Consider the following 23,015-nt stretch of genomic DNA (forward strand, 5'->3'; position numbering starts at 1 on the left):
TAACCGGCGCAACGAGTTAAATTATACAAGTATGTTTGTCAGTACTCAATCTCCATCCTTGTTCCGGTCAGTTCAAAGCTTCCCCTGGCCGCTTTGCCGCCTGTCAGTTCCAGGCTTCTCCTGTCGGGCTGGCTGCCGGATACGTATACATTAAACCGGCCCGGTTCCAGAATACACCTGCCGTCATTATCTATGAGGGCCATTTGCCTTGGAGCAACGGTAAAGGAAACCTCAGTTGTCTCCCCCGGCAAAAGATGTACTCTTTTTATGCCTGAGAGCTGCCACCTGGGCACTTCGACACTTGCCTCCACATCCTCCAGGTAAAGCTGGACTATCTCATCGGCTTCATATTTGCCGGTATTCTTAAGGGTAACACGGCAGCTGAATTCCTCACCCGTATTGAGCTTGCTTCTGTCAATCAGCATTTCTCCGTACTCAAAATTGGAATAGCTTAATCCGTAGCCGAAGGGATAGAGAGCTTCATTCTCCATATATCTGTATGTCCGGTTTCTCATGGAATAGTCGCAGTAGTCGGGCAGTTCTTCCGACGTTCTGTAAAAGGTAACCGGCAGCCTTCCGCTGGGGCTGAATTCACCAAAGAGCAGTGATGCTACGGCTTTTCCTCCTTCGGCACCCGGATACCAGGCCTGTACTATAGCCTGCACATGTTCATGGGCCCAGTTTACTGCAAGCGCACTGCCTGACAGCAGTACCAGTATAACCGGTTTTCCTGTTTTGCAAATAGTTTCGAGAAGTTCCTGCTGATGCCCGGGCAAATTCAGATCTGACTTGTCTCCGCCCGCATACTCATTGGATACATCCCCCTGTTCACCCTCCAGTGTGGCATCAAGTCCAAGGCATAATACCACCGCATCGGACCGTTGGGCCATTGCAACTGCTTCGCCGAAAAAGTTTTTGGGAGCTGCAAGCCCGGGCTTCTCTTTAAATAAATGGCAGCCCGCCGAATAATATACCCTTGTACCCGGCTTAACAGCATTTTGAATTCCTTCCAACACTGTGGTATAACGTGAGGCAGTTCCGAAATAATTGCCTGTCAGGGCATTTCTGTTGTCTGCATTAGGGCCTATGACTGCAATTGTTTTTATCCTTTCCCTGTCCAGAGGAAGGGTATTATGGGCATTTTTCAGTAACACAAGCGACTTTTTGGCCAGCTCAAGAGAGAACTCCCTGTGCCGGTCACAGTCGTTAAGCTCAAAGGGAATTGAGGCATAGGGCACATCCTTGTCGTCATCAAACATGCCCAGCTTCATTCTCGCGGTCATCAGCCTGACAACCGACTGATCTATCTGTGCTTCGGTCACAAGCCCTTCCTTGTGGGCAATCAGAAGATTGATATACATATTTCCGCAATTGAGATCACAGCCGTTGTTAACAGCCAGGGCCGCAGATTCGGGTGCGGTCCTTGTAACCATGTGGTTTTCGTGAAAATCCTTTATTGCCCAGCAATCTGAGGTTACATGGCCCTTGAAGCCCCATTGGTCCCTGAGAATATCCTTCAGCAGGGTTTTGCTTCCGCAGCAGGGCTCCCCGTTGGTTCTGTTGTATGCACCCATGACAGCTTCAACCCCTGCCTTTTTGACACATTCCTTAAAGGCCGGAAGGTAGGTTTCATACATGTCCTTCCTGGAAACTACGGCGTTGAAGCTGTGGCGTTCTCCCTCGGGGCCGCTGTGCACTGCAAAGTGCTTGGCGCAGGCAGCCGTCTTCAGGTATTTATCATCATTTCCCTGAAGTCCTTTCACAAAAGCCACTCCCAGCTTTCCTGCCAGGTAAGGATCTTCCCCGTAGGTTTCATGCCCGCGGCCCCATCTGGGGTCCCTGAATATATTCACATTGGGAGCCCAAAAGGTCAACCCCTTGTAAATATCCGTGTCGTCATACTTCAGCGCTTCATGGTATTTTGCCCTGCCTTCGGTTGATATTATATCGGCTGCCTTATACAGGAGCTCTTCATCAAAGGTTGCGGCCATGCCTATTGCCTGGGGAAACATTGTAGCCGTCCCCGCCCTTGCAACTCCATGGAGTGCTTCATTCCACCAGTTGTATGCCCTCACGCCCAAACGGGGGATTGCCGGGGCACTGTAAAGCATCTGTGTAACTTTTTCCTCCAGGGTCATCCTTGTGACCAGATCCTTTGCTCTGGCCTCAAAACTCAATTCTTTATTCAAATAATCAGGAATATTGTCCATAAAATCTCCAAATTGGTTTTGCTCTAATATATTTTTCTGCCCAGCTCATCAGGTATTCCGGTCTTTCTGAAGAAATAGGTGTTGATAATGTCCCTCCACTCTTTTGAGTGTGCTATTTGTCCTTCCAGCCTCTCCATTACGTGATCGAATACATCCTCCTCTACCTTATCCTTAAGGCTTTCCCATTTTCTCTTTAACTCCTCTGCCTGTTCAACGCCTTCAAAGTGAGTGTTATAGATGTATTGTATCAAGGTCTCCCCTGATTTCAACCTGTAATCATAAGGGATGTAGTGGAAGAACAGCAGTAATTCCTCCGGGCATGTCTCAACATTTTCATAGAGACGGGCCACCTCCTTATGATATTGCCCCGCATAGCCGGTTCCGTTCCTGACAGTTCTGTCCACACCAATACCTTTGTGGTCTGCCCGGTGGTAGGTCCCCCACTTGTCATACTCATAGCCGTCGACATTTGGGCCGTAATGATGGTTCGGATTGACCATCCAGCCGATGCCCAGAGGTGACGTATAGTTTTCATAAGTCCTCCAGGAGCCCAGAAGCATATCCTTTATGGTGCCCACCAGTATTCTGTCATTTGAATAGGTAAGCCTTATCCAGCTTTCGGCGATTTCTTCCGAGGTCAGTTCGGGGTCCCAGGCCAGCCGCGCATACCCAAAGGTATTTGCCTGGGCCATCTGGTGCCCTGTCCAGTTGGTGTCGTCACCGATATTTGTAACAGTGGCAAACCCGCCGTATTTATTTTTAAACACCTCACGGCTTATAATTTTCTTTACACTTGTACCCCGTCCTTTTGCGCAGGTGTCAAAATCCAATACCTCTTTCCACATAGGTACCAGATAGCACAAATGTTTTTGCTGTCCTGTGTACTCCTGGGTTGTTTGAAGCTCCAGCACCTGATTTGTTTTTTCCAGGCCGCCTATGAGCGGGGAAACAGGTTCACGCACCTGGAAATCCATGGGCCCGTTCTTTATTTGAAGCAATACATTTTCTGCAAAGGCTCCGTCCAGCGGCATAAAGTGGTCATAAGCAGCTTTTGCCCTGTCAATGGTACGGTCTCTCCAATCCTGCAGGCAGTTGTAGACGAAGCATCTCCAGATAACAAGGCCGCCATGCGGTTTCAAGGCCTCAGCAAGCATATTTGCCCCGTCTGCGTGAGTGCGCCCGTAGGTAAACGGACCCGGCCTGCCTTCTGAATCGGCCTTTACAAGAAAACCTCCAAAATCGGGCATATGCGAATAAATAAATTCCGCCCTGTTTTTCCACCACTTCCGTACCTCTTTATCCAGAGGATCAGCAGTAGAAAGCTCTCCTGTGGATAGGGGACTGGCAAAGTTTATACTCAGGAAGAGCTTGATTCCATAGCTGCGGAATATTTCATTCAGCTTTGCTGCATCCTTTATATATCTGTCGGTTATCAGCAGGGTTTCAATTTTATGCACATTAACGTTATTTATGGCTATGGCATTTATACCCACCGAGGCCAGTATTCTTGCGTAGTCGCCTATCCTTGCGAGGTTTCCTGTTATTTTATTGTTTTTGTAGAATATCGACTTTCCTGCGTAGCCTCTTTCGATACTTCCGTCCATATTGTCCCAATGGTTTACCATTCTCAGCTGATTTACAGGATTTTCAATTCTTGGCAGTTCATCCAACCCGGTTCCTGTCTGAATGAGTCTCAGCAGGCTGAATACACCGTATAACAGCCCTCTGTCGGTTTTTCCGGCAACCAGAAGCTGCTTTTGTTCATTCTCTGTCAGGAGCTTTATTATAAAACCCTCTTCTCCCAGGTTTTGCTTTTCCCTGCCCAGCAGCCCGGCAATACTTTTATTCCCTGAAAGAGTTCCAAGCATCAGAAAAGCCGGTTTTGCCGGTTCTTCAGAAATCTCGGGCCTGATTCCCAGAATCCCGGCCAGGCCCCTTTTCAATTCATTTACCGCACTTTGTGTAATTGCCGTATTCTCTTTAATCACGATGTTTCTCAAGAGATTTTCATATTCACCGGACAATTTTTTATTTTCAAGCTTGTAATATTTAAGCCAGCACTTGTACATGGAAGTACTTTTCGGATTGCCTGCAACCACAAAATTACTCATCAGTTTCCTCCCTGACTTCTATGAATTTATAGTTTAATTGTTACTGCAAGTTGCTATATATAATACATTAATACTTTTTATTTATTCTGAAGTTTTTTCATTTTTTCAATAGCTTCCCAAAGTCCGTTCAGATAAGCAATTCCCAAAGCCCTGTCATACAGGCCGTATCCCGGTCTTGCCTTTTCACTCCAGATCATCCTGCCGTGGTCCGGCCTGATATACCCTTTGAAATTTATATCATGGTAAGCTTTCATTATTTCAAACAAATCCAGCGAACCATCTCCGGACAGGTGTGAGGTCTCATGGAATACCCTGTCACCGATGAACTTTACATTTCTTACATGTCCGAAATGGATTCTTCCCATACCTCCAAAATATCTGATGATCTCGGGTATGTTATTTTCCGGATTTGCACCCAGAGAACCGCTGCAAAGGGTCAAGCCGTTATACGGGCTGTCCACCAGCTTCACAAGCCTGTCAAGGTTCTCCCTGCAGGTTACTATTCTTGGCAGTCCGAAAAGTGACCATGGCGGATCATCCGGATGTATTGCCATTTTTACGTCTGCTTCCTCACATACAGGTATTATTCCCTCAAGAAAATATTTAAGATTTTCAAACAGCTTCTCTTCATCCACACTTTTGTATTTTTCCAGTGTATCCTTCAATTCGGCCAATCTCTCTGGTTCCCAGCCCGGCAATGCAAATCCGTTTGAATTTGTGGCCATATCCTCTACCAGCTTGACAGGATCTATATGCTTTACAGCATTGTGGTCATAATAGAGAACCTCCGAGCCGTCGGGCAGTTTGTGGGCAAGTTCTGATCTAAGCCAGTCAAATACCGGCATAAAATTGTAGCAAATAACCCTGACTCCAGCTTTTCCAAGATTTCTGATACACTGCCTGTAATTTTCTATATATTGATCTCTGGAAGGAAGGCCCAGTTTAATATCTTCATGGATATTGACACTTTCTATTACCTCCAGCTCCAATCCTGCTTTTTCCACTGAATTTTTCAGTGACAGAATTTTTTCCATGGGCCATACATCACCCACAGGCACGTCGTACAATGCGCCCACCACTCCGGTAACGGCCGGTATCTGCCTGATTTGTTCCAGAGTTATACTATCGTCCTTTTCTCCAAACCATCTGAATGTAATTTTCAAAAAATCATCTCCTCATATAACATACTTTTCAAGAACTTTTCTGACAGCATTCCTGCCTTCCAGCATTTCGCAGAAGAAGCCTTCAATTTTGCCCCCCAGGCCGGCCTGATACAAATCCAATCCGAATATCCTTTCGTTGGAAAGCAGGGGCCTAAGACAGTTTCCGGCAGTATCGGCGCTCCCCAGCTTTATTCCCTGGATATACGTTCTGAGTTCATCCAGCATGGGATCGGGACTTAGCTCCATCTCATCGCCCGAATCATCTATTCCTATAAGATAACGGCACCAGCCGGCTATAACAAGAGGTATAAACGTCAATTTTCCGGCATCCAGTGTGGAATGATTAACATATGTTTTGATGGTCTCCCCGAAGCGTACCGGGATTTTTTGCGAGGTATCGCAGGCAATTCTCTGCGGCGTATCGGGAATAAACGGATTTGGCAGCCTTTGTTTCAAAACCTCATCAATAAATCCGGCAGGATCAATTATACCGGGATTGACAACAACAGGCATTCCTTCCTCATACCCCATTCTTTCCACAAGTCTCTTCAACTGCTTATCCTTCATCTCGTCGGCTATGAGCCTGTATCCCAGAAGGCATCCGAAAATAGCCAGGGCTGTATGTAATGGATTCAGACAGGTTGTAACCTTCATTTTTTCAACCTTGTCTACGGTAGCTTTGTCTGTGAAATAAACTCCCGCCTCCTCCAAAGGAGGGCGGCCATTTGGGAACTTATCCTCAACAACGAGATATTGAGGCTTTTCTGCATTTACAAATTGGGATAAATATGAATTTTTTGCAGTGCAAATTATTTTAGTGCCCTGGATCCCCAGCTCCTTCAAAGTTTTATCCACCGCCTCCGAAGGCCTGGGGGTTATTTTATCCACCATTGTGCAGGGAAAAGCCACCTTCTCCGGATTATCAATGTAATCAAGGTAGCCCTCCTCAACAAATCCGCCTTTAAGCCAATAAGCAGCCATCGTTTTTATTGACTCTTTAAGGATATCTCCATTGTGAGAACAATTATCCATGCTTACCAGTGCTATGGGCAATTCTCCCGCCCTATACCTGAGGTAAAGCAGCGAAGCAATTTTTGCCGCAAGGCTCCTGGGACTTTCAGGACCGTTCTGTATATCCTCTTTGACTGAGGTTAAAAAATCCCCCGATATAGCTGTCAGCCCATAGCCCTTTTCAGTGACGGTGAAACTTACAAGCTGCAGCGAGGACTTGCAGAAAATTTCACTCAGCCGCTGCCAGTCGGCAGTTATATCGGTATTTCCCACAAGGCTTTCAGACACACTGGCTATGATCTTTTTCTCCAGTGTGCCGTCAGGAAGAAGATGTACCAAAATAGTCAGATTGTCCGACGGCTTATATATCTCTTCAATTATCATATTATCATTAGGAGCTACCGCAATTATACCCTTTTCCGCTTTTCCGTCCTCCAGCAGCTTCTGCTGAAGGGCGGCAATAAAACCTCTGAAGATATTCCCCGCTCCAAAATGAACCCATACCGGCGCTTCGTATGTTTTATCCAGCATCTGTTCCATATCAAACTCCGGTATTTCAAAACCTGCCTGCTGCCAAAAGCTGTTCTCCAAACTTTTTCTGTTCAACTCCATGTTTATCTCCAAATTTATTTTTTAGCAATTCTTATACTTCACCCGGTTTTAAGGGTCAATAGCGGCATCATCATCTGTCTGTGCGGAAGGGCGATGCCGGCAGTCCTTCCTCATTCATCAAATTGGCAGCTTCCGGATTGTCGGCCCAGGCATATCTCACCGCTTTGGGCATTGAAATGCTGTCATTCCACACTACTACCGTGTTACCTTCGATCCTGGCTTCAGCCCATTTAAATATCTCATCGTCACCTGCTATGGCAAAATGTTTCAACTCCTTGCCATTTCCGGCCTTTAATCCGCTTCCTGTATTGAAAAATTCAATTGCTATCCTGTTGTCTTTTATTTTCATATCCTTAAATATTGGGCCGGAAGAAATTATTTCTTCACCATATGCCTCACTCCGGGCCGCCAGTGCAAGTCTTTCTCCCACATCTTTTTTGCGCAGCGGGTGCATATCATTCCACTCCCCCAGGTCAATAGCAACAACCATGGCAGTACCGGGTATCTGCAGTGAATCAAGCTGGGCTTCGCGAAGCTGGGCCCACTGGCTTTCAGAGGGCAGCATATCGGCTGTTCCGTAGTTGGGTAGCTGCACAAATATGAATGGAAGGTTACTTTGCTTCCATCCCTGTCTCCAGTTTTCAATCATGGTCTTCATAAGGCTGAAGTACTCCGACGGCCTTGAGGTATTTGCCTCACCCTGATACCACAGCGCACCCTTGACGGTATAATTTGTAAGAGGGGCCAGCATCCCGTTATACAAAGCCGTTGGCTGCCATTGAATGAAAGTGGCTTCGGGCAAAGGACCACAAACCGCTCCCACCCTGTATTTCCATTGACCGGTCAAATCAATGGTATGACCTCCGGCTGTCAGCGTATATTGCTTGCCGGAAATAAATTCACCATTTCCATTGTTGCTTGTGACCCTTACCGTGATGGTATTCTTGCCTTTTCGCAGCAAATCTGCCGGGATATCATACTTTCTCGGGGGATATTGGTACGTTATTTCCCCGACAAACTTTCCGTTTACATAGGTTTTGTCACTGTCAACTATCCTGCCCAGCCAGAGCCTGGCCGGCTTATTCAGCATATTTTCCGGAACCTCTATTTCTTTTCTGAACCATACGGCTCCATTTAATCCCTCAAGGCCTTCATTTTCAAACCTTGCCGGTAAATCCATGTCTTCCCACCCACTTGTGTCCACTTCATCGGAATACCAGGGCAATTCTCCGGAAGTCATACCTGCATCATGTTTATCCAGATTTTCATACCATGAATTGGTGGCTTTTTCATCACCGGTCAGAACTTTTTTTACGTAATTGTCATCTTTATATGGGAGAAGCCTTTCCAAAACTTCAGGATATGGTTTTAATGCCGCCCCGCTTATCCATGACTCAATTGGAGAGCCTCCGATGGCTGCCTTTATAAAACCCACAGGTACCTGATACTTTTCATGGATGGCCCTGGAAAAGAAATATCCCACAGCCGAAAATCCACTGATGGTTTCCGGACTTGCCGCCTCCCAGCCTCCTTCTGCAAGATCGGAATGGGGTGTATTGAATTCACACCTCAGTGCTACATTAAACTGCCGTATTTGCGGATAATCACAATTGACCATATCGGCAGGATATTGATCCTTTACTCTTTCCATGGGCAGTTCCATATTGGACTGACCTGAGCAAACCCAAACTTCTCCCACTAAGACATCCCTTACCATTATGACTGTGGAAGTCTTGATTTCCATGTCGTACGGGCCTCCGGCCTTCAAATCCTCCAGAAAAATCTCCCAGCAGCCTTCCTCATCGGTCCGGGTTTTGTAACACTTGCCGATAAATTCAACCGTTACGTTTTCACCAGCCCCGGCCCACCCCCATATCCTTACGGCAGTCCCTCTTTGCAGAACCATGCCGTCACTTATCAAACGCGGGAGTTTAAGCTTTCTGTCATTACTCCCTGTATCCTGTGTTTTATCCATTTTAGCCTCTCCTAAATGAGCACTTTTTGCCAATATCTTTTCCGGGCATTTTTATTGTCCATTAAAGCCCAGTCAATATATAAATCACTCCAGAATGAAAGTCTTCACGTTTTTCCTTACATAAATTATACTAATGACTACTTGCTACTAATATGTTTATATTGCCGTTTGACTTGCAATAATTGCTATGATAGAATCATATTATAATACACAGGTTATATGGAAAATTTTCCGGCTGCCGAAAGATTTTCTTACCTTAAAGTAAAGTTAGAGGTGCATATGAAAAAACGGTATCACGATTATCAAACCCGTCAGCAAATGCATGCAAAGGACTATGAAATATTTTATTATTCAGATTCAACCATTGAAAAGGTTTCTCTGCATCACCACGATTTTTACGAGTGCTTCTATTTTATTTCAGGCAATGTAAGTTATTACATTGAAGGCAAAACCTATGCCTTGAAACCGGGGGATATTGTTCCCGTCAATACCACCGAGCTCCACCAGCTCATTGTTAAAGACCATACCGTTCCCTATGAAAGAATCGTTTTATGGATAGATAAAAACTTTCTGAACAGTCTTTCAACCGATAAAACCGACTTGGCCGAATGTTTTTATAACAAAAAGGATTATGTTATCAGATTGTCTCTTGACCTTCAGCAGAATATAAGGTCAATTTTTCACAAAATCATTTCAATTGAAAACTATGACGGCATAGGAAGTGACATTCTTTACAAGGCATATTTCGTGGAATTATTCGTCCAGATCAACATGGCTTTACAACACAACAGTATAAGACCTGATGCCGATGTTAAAAAAAGTAATATGATTACCGATATCATTGAATATATAAATAATCACATTGAGGAAGAATTGACCATAGACACTCTTTCGGAGCACGTATTCCTCAGTAAGTATCACCTGTTGAGGGAGTTCAAGAAACATTCGGGTACTACCATTCATAAATACATAATTCAAAAAAAGCTGATTCTCGCCAAAGAGCTGATCCTTAAGGGCATACCCATAACAGAGGTTTTCAAGCAATGCGGGTTCGGCGACTATTCAAACTTTTTCAGGGCCTTCAAAAAGGAATACGGTGTTACCCCAAAGTATTTTTATTCCAACTTCAAACAGGATTTATAGAAGTACACAACTCCGCATAATACGCTGTGATATAAAATTTCTAAACAAAAGAGCTGCTTCACAACAATTCTCCTTATGTGAAGCAGCTCTTTCATTTTTTTATCTTATAGTAAAATATAAGAATTATTTACCGTAGTACTTTTCATATTTTGCTGCACGTTCGTCTATTATAGCCTGAGCGCCCGAAGCAAGGAAATCCTTAAATGCGTTGTCATATATGGAGTCAAATTTGTCCGGTTTTGCAGTTACGGCCTGAGTCAGCATATTATCGCGTTTTTCCTTAAGTGCCGGACCCATTCCTTCTTCCGCCTTGATCTCGCCTACATTGATATGTTTACTGATAACAGCATCTTTGCTGGTAAGTTCATATGCTTTTGTAACATATTTCGCATCTATTCCGGCATAGCCCAGAGCGACGGATTTCATTGTCAAATCGGGCTCGCCAAGATCCAGACCGTTTATTGTCATAGTGTAATCGATATTATTGGGAGAATTCATGTATTTATCTCCAGTAGTAGCTATTGTCCTTATTAAGCCGTCCGGAGTCTTTTCATGAGTAACACCCTCTTCTCCGATCTGGAGGAACTTACGGTTGTCAAGCTTGCTTATCCAGTTGAGATAAAGCAATGATGCAACAGGTTCTTTATTTGTTGCCGGGAAGAATATTTTACGGTCAATCGGAGGGCTGAGTAATTTTCTGTATACCCCTGCGTCATTCTTGAAGGGCTCTACTGCAATAAATGCCGCATCAGGTCCAACTGTCTTCTTCATATTTGCAATAATACTGTCATCTCCGCCGCGGTACGGATAATCCCAATTATGTATCATTGCTCCGACATATCCGGCTTTCATCTGGTTGTCTATATTCTTGTCTCCGGCAGGATACAGCGGGAAATCCTTCCAGATCAAACCTGCATTGTACCATTCGTTGAGCTTCTTGATTCCGTTCTTGTAGCCCGGAGCCAATAAGTGTCTGTCGTCAAAACCGTTAATCCAATAATCCTTGTCGGAATTTACAAAACTGTCAGGGATATAGGATGTTATTAAATGATCAGCATTCCAGCCTACATCTACGCTGAGGAGGAAAGGAATCATCTTGTCGGCGTTAGCTCCGAGTAATGTTTTAGCATTGCTCTGGAAGGCCTTAAGCATTGTTTCAAACTCTTCAATGGTTGTCGGTTCTTTTATGTTCAGTTTATTCAGCCAATCTTCACGAACAAAAGTGTTGATACGTTTGTTCTGAAAGAGCATGGACTCAATGGCCCAGATTGTTCCCTTGTCCGGATCCTTATTCCAGGTCAGATTCTCTTCTCCAACCAGAGAGTACAGGTCAGGGAGTAATTGCTTATTGCTTTCGAGAAGCGGAGCCAGGTCAAGTATACCACCCATGTTTGCATAGGTCTGTACAGTTGGATAACTGTATGTAAGACAAATATCAGGTGCACTGTTTGCAGCAAGGAGATTGTTCATCTGTTCCTGCTCAGTCCAACGGGGTACCGGAATAAATGTAACTTCAACGTTATAGTCGCGAAGCATTCCTTCTTTAATCCAATTGGTATAGAAGTTATCTTCTGCCTTTGTTCCACCATCTACAGCACGGTCAAATACTTCAACAGTGATGGATTTCTTTTCCGCAAATCTTCCAGGCAGACCTTCAGCGCCTGCTGCCGAGCCGTCTGCGGTACTGCTCACAGCCGCTGATGAACCGGCGGTTGATGCAGCTGTGGAGTCACTGGAACCGCAGGCTGCCAAACTGGTAATCACAAGAAGGCAGGCCAATAAAACTAAAAGTACTCTTTTCATATAAAATCCTCCTTTAATTTATCATAATTAGACATATTATGTCTAAATACAAACTATCCCTTTACTGCTCCTATGGTCACACCGGTGATAAAATACCGTTGAAGCCATGGATATACCAGCAGGATGGGTACGGTGGCAAACATGACCGTCGCCGCTTTAATGCCGTCCGAGAGACCCGGGTTGGCAAAGCCCTCCTGAGCTGAGACCTCGATATTGTTAATGTTATTGATGATGTTGTAAAGCAGAAGCTGAATAGGATAATATTTTCTATTACCCATATAAATCAGTGCATCTGAAAAACCATTCCAGCGTCCCACCGCATAGAAGAGTGAGAGAGTTGCTATTACCGAGGTAGACAGCGGCAAATAGATGCTGACAAGGGTGCGTATGGGCCCTGCGCCGTCTATCTCTGCAGATTCGCGCAAACTGTCGGGTATCCCGTACAGGAAGCTGCGCATTATGATCATATTGAATACACTCAGACAGCTTGGAATTATTAATACCAAAGGCTTGTTAATAAGATCAAGATCCTTCATCAGCAAATAGTTTGGTATTGCACCTGCATTAAAATACATGGTAAAAATAATCAAGGTGTTGATGGCTTTACGTCCTTTAAGCTTGTCGTAAGTGAGCGGGTAGGCACATATGGTTGTCATGACCATGGATACCACCGTACAAATAAATGTCAATATTGCAGTCCAGCCAAGTGACCAGACGTATTTGCTGTCGTTGAACACCAATTTATAGGCACTGATATTGAAGCCTTTCGGCCAAAGTGTGACCTCTCCTTTAATCAAAGCTTCCGAGGCACTGAGAGAACGCGCCGCAATGTTAACCAGCGGTAAAAGACAGACTAAAATAACCAGGAAACATATGAAAGCTATTATCCAGTCTCCTAACTTGGTACTTTTTGATTTAATCATTCTGTATATCCTCCTTCAAATATTAGCCATACCCTACCAAATACCGCGTTCGCCGAATTTCTTGGCTAGTGAGTTCGCCCCGATGAGGAAAATAACACAAACTACAGACTGAAACAGTCCCACCGCAGTAGTTAAAGAGAATTGAAGGCCACGGATACCGTTAGTATATACGAAAGTTGAGATAACATTTGATACGTTGTCAACCAGAGCATTTCTTAAAGCATATGGTCTGTCAAACTCGCTGCCCAGAATACGTCCCAGATTCATAATCAGCAGAACGATAATAGTAGAACGAAGGCCCGGCAGTGTTACATGCCACATTTTTTTGAAACGCCCTGCCCCGTCGATTGAAGCAGCTTCATACAGTTCGGGATTGATTCCCGTAAGTGCGGCCAGGTATATGATGGAGTTCCAGCCCACACTTTGCCATACTCCCAGCAATATGTATGTCGCCACCCAATGCTTCGGATCATTGAGGAACGGAATGGATTCAACCCCCATATGATTCAGCATGATATTCAGGAGACCCGTACTTGGCGCAAATAACTGCAATGCCATACCCGAAATGATTATCCACGAAAGAAAGTGAGGCATGTATGCAACCGTTTGGGTAACCCGCTTGAACTTTGCAAAGGTCAGCTCGTTGAGCAGCAATGCCAGTATTATGGGAGCAGGGAATCCAATCACCAGATCCAGCAGGTTGAGTAAAATCGTATTGCGCAATGCAAAAATGAAGTCCCTGTTTGCAAAGGCCTTTATAAAGTACTCAAAACCATGGTTGCCCGCCCAGGGCATTTCCCAGGGACTCTGCACTATACTGTATTTCTTGAATGCTATCTGGATGTAAGTCATCGGTATGTAACGGAACACAAGAAAATATACGATCGGCACGACAAGCAGAAGATATAGTGTCCAGTAGCGTTTTAAATAGTTTTTGAGTTTTTGTGTATTTCCAGACAAAGGTGCACCCCTTTTCTTTATTTTTTAATTAACAGAGAGTGGAAACTTGTACTCCCGGAGACCGGTTGTACAAATAAGCTTCAGAAAGTAATACATAAAAATATTGCATAAAATTTCTTCTATTTTCCTGCTGCAAGATAGCAATAATAATCATAAACCTGAGCATCTTTTGCAAATTTATGGTTTTACCCCTGCGCAATTGCACATATCAGCACAAAACTTTCTTCAAACGATTTAACACCCCCAGAGATAGCTTACAATTAGTCACCTATATTCAGATAATAACAATTTCGGGTAATAAATAATATGCTTATATTGTCATTTGACTTGCAAAAGTTGCTGTGTTGTTATATTGATAATTTTGAAGATGTTTTTGCTTTAATTTGACAGCCCTTTCATATTTAATAAGTTTTTAATACAAAATCATAAGTGTGTTCACTTCTTTTCTCAAACCTGTACCACAATATGGCACAGGTTTTTAAAAACATTTCACATTTTGCCATATTATTTTTACTTGTCAATACAACTACTTATTTATCAAGCATCCTATAATCTTCGATTGTTGCGCCATTTGAGCGGGTATTCCTCTCTAATACTCTCTTTACTTGCACTTCAACAAAACCGCTAGTTGTAATTACAACAATATAGCACTTGTATTTATAATAAATGATACTTTATAATAAAAATATCAAATTAACTTGTTGTGCTATTTGAAAATTCAGGAATAAAAGAGAGGAACCTATGATTTACACCCCCAAGTATATGGAAATTGTTGAGTGGACAGTTGAACAGATTTCCACCGAAGCATTCAAGCCAAATGATAAATTTCTGTCCGAGACCGAGCTTGGAGAAAAGTTCGGCTTTTCCCGTCAAACCGTGCGCCGGGCACTGGAGGTATTGGAGCAGCGGGGTTATATCTCCCGGGTCCAGGGCAGCGGAACCTACGTCTCCTCCCGCAAACCTAACCCGCCTGCCCTGGATAGGGAACGTACCATGACGGTTGGCATAATTTCTACATATCTGGACAATTATATTTTTCCAAGTATCGTGCGCGGCATAGAAGGTATTCTTTCCTCCTGCGGCTATGCCGTCCAGTTGGCATCTACCAACAACTCTGTGGAAACCGAGGCCAGGTCTCTGCAGTTCATGGCTGAAAGGCATGTTGACGGCCTGATCATCGTTCCCACAAGGAGTGCCTTGCCCTGTGCAAATCTTGATTTGTACAATTCTCTAATACAGGCGGGAACGCCTATGGTTTTTATTGATTCGTTCTACTCCGAGCTGTCCATTCCATATGTGAGCCTGGATGATGTTATGGCGGGATATTCAGCGGCAAAGCACCTTATAAGCATGGGACACCGCAATATTTCGGGCATATTCTCACACATCAACAGGCAGGGGCACCTGCGCTACCTGGGCTATGTCAGGGCACTGAAGGAGCATGGCATTCCGATCCGGGAGGACCGGATTTTCTGGTATTCAAAGGAGAGTGTACAGCAGCTGCTGCACGGGAGCCGATTTCTGGATCAGCTGGCCGGGTGCACCGCAGCTCTGTGTTTTAACGACCATATGGCCTTAAGGCTTATTGACTATCTGCGTCAAAACGGCAGAAATATCCCCGAAGATCTCTCTGTGGTGGGAATCGATAATTCCGAACCGGCCAAGATTGCCTCACTCACCAGCATTAACCACCCTTCGGAGGAATTGGGCCAGGCTGCCGCAAAACTTCTATTGTCTTTAATTAACGGATCGGAGGGAAAGAACGTCCTGTTCCCGCCACAGCTGCAAATACGCGGTTCCGTCCGGCAATTGGAGAATGAAAATGTGACTGAATAACATTGTTCGGAGGTTAGCTTGAAAGACTTCACTTGCGTTCGTCTTCCAAACTAACCTGTGAATTTATGGCCGTGCGAAATATTCAAAGTATTTCGCAATACTTTGAAAGCGCACATGGCCAATTAACCTCCTTTATTCGCCACATTGCGATAAAGGATATAAGTTTTCATTACATTTTGTGGCCACAAATGTGGCTCATGGAGGTTAATATGAAATTATTTAATGATGGCTGGATGTTTGCCAAAGACCAGCCCAAAAACTTTATACCCGTGGAAATACCCCACGATTGGTTGATTTATGATGTAAACAATTTGTATGAAAGCGGTCTGGGCTGGTACAGGCGTGAATTCGACACCAGCTTTCTCCAGGACGGGCAGAGACTGTTCCTCCGTTTTGACGGTGTCTATATGGACAGCACGCTGTTTGTAAACGACCGGCAGGTGGGGGAATGGAAGTACGGCTATACCGCCTTTGAATACGATATAACCGATTTCTTACGTTCAGAAGGAAATAATACAATTCTGCTGAAGGTGGACTATAAGTCCCCCAATTCCCGTTGGTACACAGGTGCCGGCATATACAGGGATGTGTTTTTAAAGGTTAAAAATGCCAGCCATTTTGTTTCGGACGGTATATATATTACTAGCGGCAAACGGGATAACCAATGGTTTTTCGAGGCCGATGCCGAGGTGGAAACCTGCGGCAGGCCATATGAGGTCAAGCACACTCTGCTGGATGCAGGAGACGATATCCTGCCATGGGACATTGATAATCCGCAGCTGTATACCTTGCGCTCCGAATTACTGGTAGACGGCGTTATCACAGATGTGGAGCATACCCGTTTCGGCTTCCGTACCATTGACTATACAAGCGATAAGGGCTTTTTCCTCAACGGGAGGCCCGTTAAGTTTAAAGGCGTATGCCTGCATCACGATCTGGGTTCGCTGGGATCGGCGGTGCACCCTGATGCCATACGCAGGCAGCTGACCCTGCTTCGCAGCATGGGTGTGAATGCCCTGCGTACCGCGCACAATCCTCCAGCCAAAGTATTTATGGATATTGCCGATGAAATGGGCTTCCTGGTCATGTCGGAAATTCTGGACATGTGGAAACAACCCAAGAATACCTATGATTATGCAAGGTTCTTTGACGGCTGGATTGAAAAAGATGTGGCATCCTGGATACGCCGGGACAGAAATCATCCTTCGATCATCCTGTGGAGCATCGGCAATGAGATTCACGATACCCATCTGGATGCACGGGCCGGAGCCGAAACCATGAACCGCCTGATTGAGCTTGTAAGGAAGCACGACTACAAGGGGCATGCGCCTGTGACTCTTTGCTCCAATTATATGCCCTGGGAGAATACCCAGAAATGCGCCGATATAATTAAACTCATCGGTTACAACTACGGTGAGGCGCTTTATGATAATCATCACAGCCGACATCCCGATTGGATCATCTATGGCAGCGAAACCTGCTCCACCGTGCAAAGCCGCGGAGTTTATCACTTCCCACTCAGCAAGTCCATTTTAGCCGACGATGACCTGCAGTGTTCGGCTCTGGGCAACAGTTCAACCAGCTGGGGGGCCAGAAGCGTTGAAGCCTGTGTAAAGTTTGACCTGGATACGCCGTATTCACTGGGGCATTTCGTATGGGTAGGACAGGACCATCTCGGCGAGCCCACTCCATATCACACAAAGAACTCTTACCTTGGACACATTGACACGGCAGGTTTCCCCAAGGATTCCTATTATTTGTTCCAGGCAGCCTGGACCGACTACAAGGAAGCACCCATGGTGCATCTCTTCCCCTATTGGGATTTTTCACCGGGGCAAATCATAGATGTACAGGTCTACTCAAATGCACCGGAGATCGAGCTGTTTTTCAACAATGCAAGTCTGGGTGCGGTAACCCTCAAAGACCGTTTTTCAGCCGGCTGGCAAATAGCTTACCAGCCCGGAACCTTGCGGGCGGTAGCCTATGACGAACAGGGCAATGTAATTGCAGAAGAGTCCAGGAGCTCCTTTGGTGACGCGGAAAGTCTTCAAATCCAGCGTGAAAGGTTTGGAGAGCTTGAATTTATAACCGTTACGGCTGCAGACAGGAACGGTAACTGTGTGGAGAATGCCAACTGCAGAGTCCGCATCTCGGTAAAGGGAGGGGAACTTCTGACCCTGGACAACGGCGACTCCACAGACTACGACCAATACCGCACGGACAGCAGGCGGTTGTTTAACGGTAAGCTTCTGGCCGTCGTAAAGTGTGAAAATGACGACCCGCCTCACATATCGGCGGCAATGGATGACAATGACATTCCCATCCGGAAGATCGAACTGTCGGTACGTGACTACATTGTTACCGCACGGATTTTCCCTGAGAATGCCACATACAGCGACCTATACTGGCGGTTGACCGATGCGGGTGGTATAGACAGTCCCCTGGGCATCCTCCAGGTTGCCGGGGACGGCAAAAGCGCAACAGTGATCCCTAAGGGCGACGGCAGGGTCCATGTGCGCTGCGCTGCCAGGAACGGGCGCGGACATGTGACAATAATATCACAGCAGGTGATCAATATTACAGGTATGGGTAAAGCATTCCTGGATCCTTACGGCTTTGTGTCGGCAGGGCTGTGCAACTGCAGCAATGCCGAACTCACCAACGGCAACGAGCGTGGTATTGCAACCCTGCGCAGCGGTGAAAGTCACGTGGGCTTCAAAGATGTGGACTTTGGAAATTACGGCTCGGATGAAATCACCTTGCCTCTGTTTCCGCTTGGAAAAGAGCCGTTTACTTTCGAAATATGGGAAGGAATGCCTTCCGAAGGCGGCGAACTGCTTTGTACGGCGGCTTATGACAAAGGATCCGTCTGGAACACTTACCAGGAAGTGACTTATAAGCTTCCCAGACGTTTGCGGGGCGTGACCACCCTGTGCCTGGTATTCAGGGAAAAGGTCCATATCAAGGGCTTTTCCTTTAAAAAATACGTGAAGGCTTTTCAAAAACTTTCTGCCGCGGAATACGATACCATATACGGGGATTCTTTCAGGGTCAATGCCGGTACGGTTGAGAATATCGGAAACAATGTTTCCATCATATATGAAAATATGGACTTTGGTGATACCGGTACCAGCAGTGTCGCCTTGAGCTGGAGATCGGAATTACCAAGCAATTCCATTCAAATTGTATTTACCGGTGAAGAAGAAAAAATTCAAAAAGTGATATTTGCGGATGGTTCCGAGGATTACACAAGCGCAGTATTTCCACTGGGAGAAACGGTTACCGGTAAAAAGACGGTATCCCTGATTTTCCTTCCCGGAAACAGCATCGACCTTGCCTGGCTGCAGTTCCACCGGTAAACAGAATTCCGGAACACCTTAAGTATAAGGCTTTTAACAGCAGTATTCCCGACGGGCAACTAACAAACCCGCCGGGAATACTTTTCAAAAGCGTATGTGTTATAAACAAAGTTTATCTGATTTATGCAACGCCCACAGTGATCAGTATATTGGCAAACACCCTCTTTTCACCTGTTGAGACTGCTATTTTAACATTATCCTGTTTGCATGCTTCATAAAATTCATACCGGTCAAGCTTGCCCGGTACTACATCCCCGGGAAGGATACTCCTGAACTCACCGAATATCTCCGGTTCCTCTCCCGACCCGGGAACCATTACCTCTGCGGCTTCAATGGCAAGAGTTTTATCAATGACCTCCAAAACCTGAGTCACAGAGGGAACACCGTGTGTCAATCCAAGATATACCTTTTTGGTATTCCCTCCTGTGTTTGATTCCAAGGGATAGTTTCCGTCGGCTATCAAAATTTTATCACCATGCCCGCATGCTGCCAGAAGTCCTGCCAGCCCGGGATTTATACAAGCTGTTTTAAGCATAGTCCGCTCCTTTATTTGTCCTTTTCATCTTCTCTCAGCTGTCCCAGAGTTCCTCCCGGATGCCACTTAACGTACTGCTGGGGAGTAATATTTTTTTCACACTGCAGCAGCAGGCTCAATATCTGAAGCACGAACACTTCTGCAAGTATTGACGCCCTGGGAGCCCTGTTCAGGGGATCGCCCTCGTTTTCAACCCCCGCATACAGGAAGGCATCGGCATTTCTGACCAGCCAGGAGTCCCTTTTACCGGTAACCGCAATAATTTTTGCCCCATTGTTCTTCAGTGTCATCACGGTAGCTTTAAGCTCAGAGGTTTCACCGCTGTTTGATATTGCAATCACGACGTCTCCCGGCCTTACCTGGCCTGAGGAGCCGTGAACTGCTTCGGTACCGTGGAGCTCATAAGCAGGAGTGCCGGTAGACGACAGCAGGGAGGCTATATAGCCCGCCACATGCCCCGGCTTTCCGATTCCCGTGATATGTACCCTGCTCCCATGCTCCTCGGCATCCATTATGAGCTCCATGGCCTTTTTATAAACCTCAAGGCTTATATCCTTCTTTAAGGCTTCTATCTCATTTATGGAAATGTCAACAAAATTTTTTAATACGTCATCCAATGTTTGCTCCATAATCACACCCCCCGTTTTCCAATGTAATTATCCTTTTTCATTAAATCCCTGACCTCCTGAAGAACCGGCAGAGAGGTTATTGCCCCCATTCTCGAAACCGTAATGGTGGCAGTATAGTTGGCAAAATCAAGGGCTTCTTCAATAGTCATGCCCATACACACCGCCGAGCAGAAGGCTCCTGTAAAGGAATCCCCCGCTGCCGTGGGATCAACTACCTTTACAATGTCCACACAGGGTTTGACAATGAACATATCCCTGTTCATAAATGCCACACCATTGCTGCCAAGTGTTATTATCACATTTTTAACACCCTTGCCGAGCAGAGCTTTGGCGGCCATTTCGACTTTATTTATATCTATTCCGCCATCCCCGGCGGTAGTTTTAATTCCTGTCAGGCCGTACGCCTCATGCTCATTGGGCGAAATATATGTCAGTTTGGAGAGAAGGTCGTCGTCCAGAGGCTGATACGGAGCAGAGTTGAGCATTACCGGCACTCCTTTTTCATATGCGTAATCAATGACCTTTCTATTTACCTCCAATGGTATTTCCAATTGCAGGATTACCATATCATACCGTGAAATTTTATCCTTTAAGAATTCCACATCACTTACAGTCAGTGACATATTGGCACCGGGTACAACTATTATCCTGTTTTTGGCTTTTTTGCCCGGCACCACTTCCAATACCACATTACTTACCGCCGATGAACAGGAGGGGTCTCTGATAACCCCTTCGGCGTTTATACCGGCACTTTCAACAGCTTTCAGAAGCTCATCCCCAAACATGTCCTGTCCCAGCTTGCCTACCATGGTCACATCCATGCCAAGCCTGGCGGCCTGAACAGCCTGGTTTGCACCTTTTCCCCCAGGTGCCGAAGCAAACGATAGTCCGTCATTTACCGTCTCTCCCTCACCGGGAACCTTTGAAGTACTGTATATCAAATCCATTACAAAGCTTCCCACTACCAGTATCCTGGGTACCTTCATATAATTCCCCCCTGCCTTGCCTTATGATTTTTTTATGTTTTGATATTTAGAATAAATTTATAAAATCATTTATGAGAAAAACCTGCCTAAAAAACCGGCCCAAAAGAATATTCCTTCAGGCGCTTAATTTAGGAGTATTTATGAATTTCATGAATCTAATGTATTGCATCCGGTACTACTTATAATATTGGTCCATAACTTCCTTTTTTGTGATACACTTGTCACGTCTGCTCATGTATTTTTTTACGCACTCTGTGGCATGGGCTTCCTCTTTAGCCTTCTTTTCTTCGTCACGCCAAACCGATGCTCCAAACTCAACCAGCTTTTGCTGTACTTCCTTTACGTCTATATTCCTTGGTTCCACACCCTTAACAGCACATAAGCCCGCAACGACTCCGGATGCCTGACCAATTCCCATAATACCGCCCTGGGTACGGTATGAACCGTGAGCTTCGCTTGTTCCCGAAATACATCTTCCGCTTAAAACCATTCCATCCAGCTTTTCAGGTATCAGGCATCTGATGGGGATATCATAGGTATCCTTTAAATCCACCCAGCAGCCACCGCTCTTACCTTCGGTATAGCCGGTTACACCGTCGGGATTATGGATGTCCATGGGAAAATATCCTCTGGAAACCACGTCCTCAAACTTTCTGCCTTCTCCGGCATCCTCAGCGGTCAAAGTGTACAGGCCTTTTATATGCCTTGTTTCACGTACGCCTACTTCATTACTTGTAACACTTACATATGCCTTTTCAAAGCCGGGAACATACTTGATCATAAATTCCGAAACAGACTCTATCTGCCTTCTTCCTTCAATTTCACTGATGGATTTTTCAACAGGGTCTGCAGAATTATAGCCCGTCACTCTTGTGGCATTAAAGTGGATGCTGCCGGGATGGATACCGTTCAACACTATTACACTGTCTCTTCCGAAGCACAGATCTCCTGCTTCAACAGCCTTTTTAACCAGCTTTTTAAATCCCTGGGCTACAAAATAGTGCTGCTTTAACCTGTCGCTGTACTCCCTCACCGGAACCAAATCGGATTTCCATTCAAAGTCATCGGGATTCTGATAAATATACTCATATACCCTGTCGGTGTCCACGTCCACCATTTCAAACATTGATGAACCGGGCTGTGCCTTGCCGGTCTCGGCATTTCCGTACACATAGCCGGCTCCGGCCATAACAGCCACATCCCCGTCGCCGCTTGCATCAACAATAATTTTAGCGCCGAATTTTTTTGAGCCTGCTTTTGTTATGGCAGTAACTCCATTAATCCTGTCACCTTCTTTTTGCACTTCGCTTATGAAGGCATGAAAGAATATATCCACTCCTGCCTTAACAAGCATTTCTTCGGCCACATATTTGTATTTTTCCCTGTCGTAAAAACCAAGATATGCTCCGCTGCCATATGCGTCCAGCGCTTTTAAATGTCCGGTGCTGCCGTGGACCTTGACCAGTTCTTCTATGAATTCCTGCGGAATTCCGTTTATAACCTGCTCATCACCAAAATGAAACGGAGAAATCGGGCCTAAAACGGAATTTGTAGCTGCACCGCCCAAAAAACCGTTTCTTTCAATTATCAACGTGCTGGCTCCAACCCTGGCCGAAGCCAGACCTGCCATGATTCCCGCCGGGCCGCCTCCTACTACTATTACATCATAATTCTCTTTATAATTCATATTCAAACTTCCCCCAGCTTCCATTAATATTTTATTTCCTGGGAATGCACTTACACTTTCCCGTATAAGTGC

General features: G+C 45.4%; 15 protein-coding genes. 3 read left to right on the top strand and 12 right to left on the bottom strand.

All coding sequences use genetic code 11. The features are described from left to right. Positions 1-38 precede the first annotated feature (38 nt). The 5 genes from T344_RS0120215 to T344_RS0120235 all read right to left on the bottom strand — a co-directional run bounded on the left by T344_RS0120215 (position 39) and on the right by T344_RS0120235 (position 9,082). Positions 39-2,210, bottom strand: a complete 2,172-nt coding sequence (locus tag T344_RS0120215; protein ID WP_027630191.1) for a glycoside hydrolase family 3 C-terminal domain-containing protein — start codon at positions 2,208-2,210, stop codon at positions 39-41. A gap of 23 nt (positions 2,211-2,233) precedes the next feature. Continuing rightward, positions 2,234-4,321 (bottom strand): alpha-glucuronidase family glycosyl hydrolase, encoded by a 2,088-nt coding sequence (locus tag T344_RS0120220; protein WP_051572094.1) that lies wholly within the window; start codon positions 4,319-4,321, stop codon positions 2,234-2,236. Positions 4,322-4,398: 77 nt separating this feature from the next. Further along, complete coding sequence (uxuA, locus tag T344_RS0120225) at positions 4,399-5,484, bottom strand: mannonate dehydratase (RefSeq protein ID WP_027630193.1); 1,086 nt, start codon at positions 5,482-5,484, stop codon at positions 4,399-4,401. A 12-nt stretch (positions 5,485-5,496) separates the two neighbouring features. Then, a complete protein-coding gene (locus T344_RS0120230; RefSeq protein ID WP_027630194.1) occupies positions 5,497-7,107 on the bottom strand; it encodes a mannitol dehydrogenase family protein in 1,611 nt (536 codons plus the stop codon). A gap of 70 nt (positions 7,108-7,177) precedes the next feature. Further along, positions 7,178-9,082, bottom strand: coding sequence for a sialate O-acetylesterase (locus tag T344_RS0120235; protein ID WP_051572096.1), 1,905 nt, complete (start codon positions 9,080-9,082; stop codon positions 7,178-7,180). Between the two features lie 279 nt (positions 9,083-9,361). Between T344_RS0120235 and T344_RS0120240 the strand changes: the two genes are divergently transcribed. Beyond that, positions 9,362-10,225 (top strand): AraC family transcriptional regulator, encoded by an 864-nt coding sequence (locus T344_RS0120240; RefSeq protein ID WP_027630196.1) that lies wholly within the window; start codon positions 9,362-9,364, stop codon positions 10,223-10,225. A gap of 123 nt (positions 10,226-10,348) precedes the next feature. Here T344_RS0120240 and T344_RS0120245 read toward each other — a convergent pair whose 3' ends face one another. From T344_RS0120245 to T344_RS0120255, 3 genes are read right to left on the bottom strand one after another with little or no spacing between them, the layout of a single operon-like run. Then, entirely contained in the window at positions 10,349-12,028 is a 1,680-nt protein-coding gene (locus tag T344_RS0120245) for a type 2 periplasmic-binding domain-containing protein (protein WP_027630197.1), read from the bottom strand. 53 nt (positions 12,029-12,081) lie between these two features. Continuing rightward, positions 12,082-12,951 carry a carbohydrate ABC transporter permease gene (locus T344_RS0120250; RefSeq protein ID WP_027630198.1) on the bottom strand — a complete coding sequence of 290 codons (870 nt, stop codon included), beginning with the start codon at positions 12,949-12,951 and terminating at the stop codon, positions 12,082-12,084. 33 nt (positions 12,952-12,984) lie between these two features. Continuing rightward, positions 12,985-13,911: an ABC transporter permease gene (locus T344_RS0120255; protein ID WP_027630199.1), complete on the bottom strand. Its 927-nt coding sequence runs from the start codon at positions 13,909-13,911 to the stop codon at positions 12,985-12,987. A gap of 741 nt (positions 13,912-14,652) precedes the next feature. Between T344_RS0120255 and T344_RS0120260 the strand changes: the two genes are divergently transcribed. Together T344_RS0120260 and T344_RS0120265 are read left to right on the top strand one after the other, a co-directional pair. Continuing rightward, positions 14,653-15,747, top strand: coding sequence for a GntR family transcriptional regulator (locus tag T344_RS0120260; protein ID WP_027630200.1), 1,095 nt, complete (start codon positions 14,653-14,655; stop codon positions 15,745-15,747). A gap of 209 nt (positions 15,748-15,956) precedes the next feature. Then, positions 15,957-19,106 (top strand): glycoside hydrolase family 2 TIM barrel-domain containing protein, encoded by a 3,150-nt coding sequence (locus T344_RS0120265; RefSeq protein WP_034862490.1) that lies wholly within the window; start codon positions 15,957-15,959, stop codon positions 19,104-19,106. A 121-nt stretch (positions 19,107-19,227) separates the two neighbouring features. Here the strand turns inward: T344_RS0120265 and T344_RS0120270 are convergent, their stop codons facing one another. The 4 genes from T344_RS0120270 to T344_RS0120285 all read right to left on the bottom strand — a co-directional run bounded on the left by T344_RS0120270 (position 19,228) and on the right by T344_RS0120285 (position 22,943). Continuing rightward, complete coding sequence (locus tag T344_RS0120270; protein WP_027630202.1) at positions 19,228-19,641, bottom strand: RbsD/FucU family protein; 414 nt, start codon at positions 19,639-19,641, stop codon at positions 19,228-19,230. 11 nt (positions 19,642-19,652) lie between these two features. Beyond that, positions 19,653-20,270 (bottom strand): KpsF/GutQ family sugar-phosphate isomerase, encoded by a 618-nt coding sequence (locus T344_RS0120275; protein ID WP_117407530.1) that lies wholly within the window; start codon positions 20,268-20,270, stop codon positions 19,653-19,655. Between the two features lie 2 nt (positions 20,271-20,272). After that, positions 20,273-21,256: a ribokinase gene (locus T344_RS0120280; protein ID WP_027630204.1), complete on the bottom strand. Its 984-nt coding sequence runs from the start codon at positions 21,254-21,256 to the stop codon at positions 20,273-20,275. Positions 21,257-21,431: 175 nt separating this feature from the next. Next, positions 21,432-22,943 carry an FAD-dependent oxidoreductase gene (locus tag T344_RS0120285; RefSeq protein ID WP_027630205.1) on the bottom strand — a complete coding sequence of 504 codons (1,512 nt, stop codon included), beginning with the start codon at positions 22,941-22,943 and terminating at the stop codon, positions 21,432-21,434. Positions 22,944-23,015 lie beyond the last annotated feature (72 nt).

Origin of the sequence: Ruminiclostridium cellobioparum DSM 1351 = ATCC 15832, from assembly GCF_000621505.1 — a bacterium.
Lineage (GTDB): Bacteria > Bacillota > Clostridia > Acetivibrionales > DSM-1351 > Ruminiclostridium > Ruminiclostridium cellobioparum.

Bases quoted from the DNA above. Each gene is read 5' to 3' on its own strand.
- T344_RS0120245 (WP_027630197.1), bottom strand. From the start codon at position 12,028: ATGAAAAGAGTACTTTTAGTTTTATTGGCCTGCCTTCTTGTGATTACC.
- T344_RS0120250 (WP_027630198.1), bottom strand. From the start codon at position 12,951: ATGATTAAATCAAAAAGTACCAAGTTAGGAGACTGGATAATAGCTTTC.
- T344_RS0120270 (WP_027630202.1), bottom strand. From the start codon at position 19,641: ATGCTTAAAACAGCTTGTATAAATCCCGGGCTGGCAGGACTTCTGGCA.
- T344_RS0120240 (WP_027630196.1), top strand. From the start codon at position 9,362: ATGAAAAAACGGTATCACGATTATCAAACCCGTCAGCAAATGCATGCA.
- T344_RS0120230 (WP_027630194.1), bottom strand. From the start codon at position 7,107: ATGGAGTTGAACAGAAAAAGTTTGGAGAACAGCTTTTGGCAGCAGGCA.
- T344_RS0120260 (WP_027630200.1), top strand. From the start codon at position 14,653: ATGATTTACACCCCCAAGTATATGGAAATTGTTGAGTGGACAGTTGAA.
- T344_RS0120285 (WP_027630205.1), bottom strand. From the start codon at position 22,943: ATGAATTATAAAGAGAATTATGATGTAATAGTAGTAGGAGGCGGCCCG.
- T344_RS0120235 (WP_051572096.1), bottom strand. From the start codon at position 9,082: ATGGATAAAACACAGGATACAGGGAGTAATGACAGAAAGCTTAAACTC.
- T344_RS0120280 (WP_027630204.1), bottom strand. From the start codon at position 21,256: ATGAAGGTACCCAGGATACTGGTAGTGGGAAGCTTTGTAATGGATTTG.
- T344_RS0120275 (WP_117407530.1), bottom strand. From the start codon at position 20,270: ATGGAGCAAACATTGGATGACGTATTAAAAAATTTTGTTGACATTTCC.
- T344_RS0120215 (WP_027630191.1), bottom strand. From the start codon at position 2,210: ATGGACAATATTCCTGATTATTTGAATAAAGAATTGAGTTTTGAGGCC.
- T344_RS0120265 (WP_034862490.1), top strand. From the start codon at position 15,957: ATGAAATTATTTAATGATGGCTGGATGTTTGCCAAAGACCAGCCCAAA.
- T344_RS0120220 (WP_051572094.1), bottom strand. From the start codon at position 4,321: ATGAGTAATTTTGTGGTTGCAGGCAATCCGAAAAGTACTTCCATGTAC.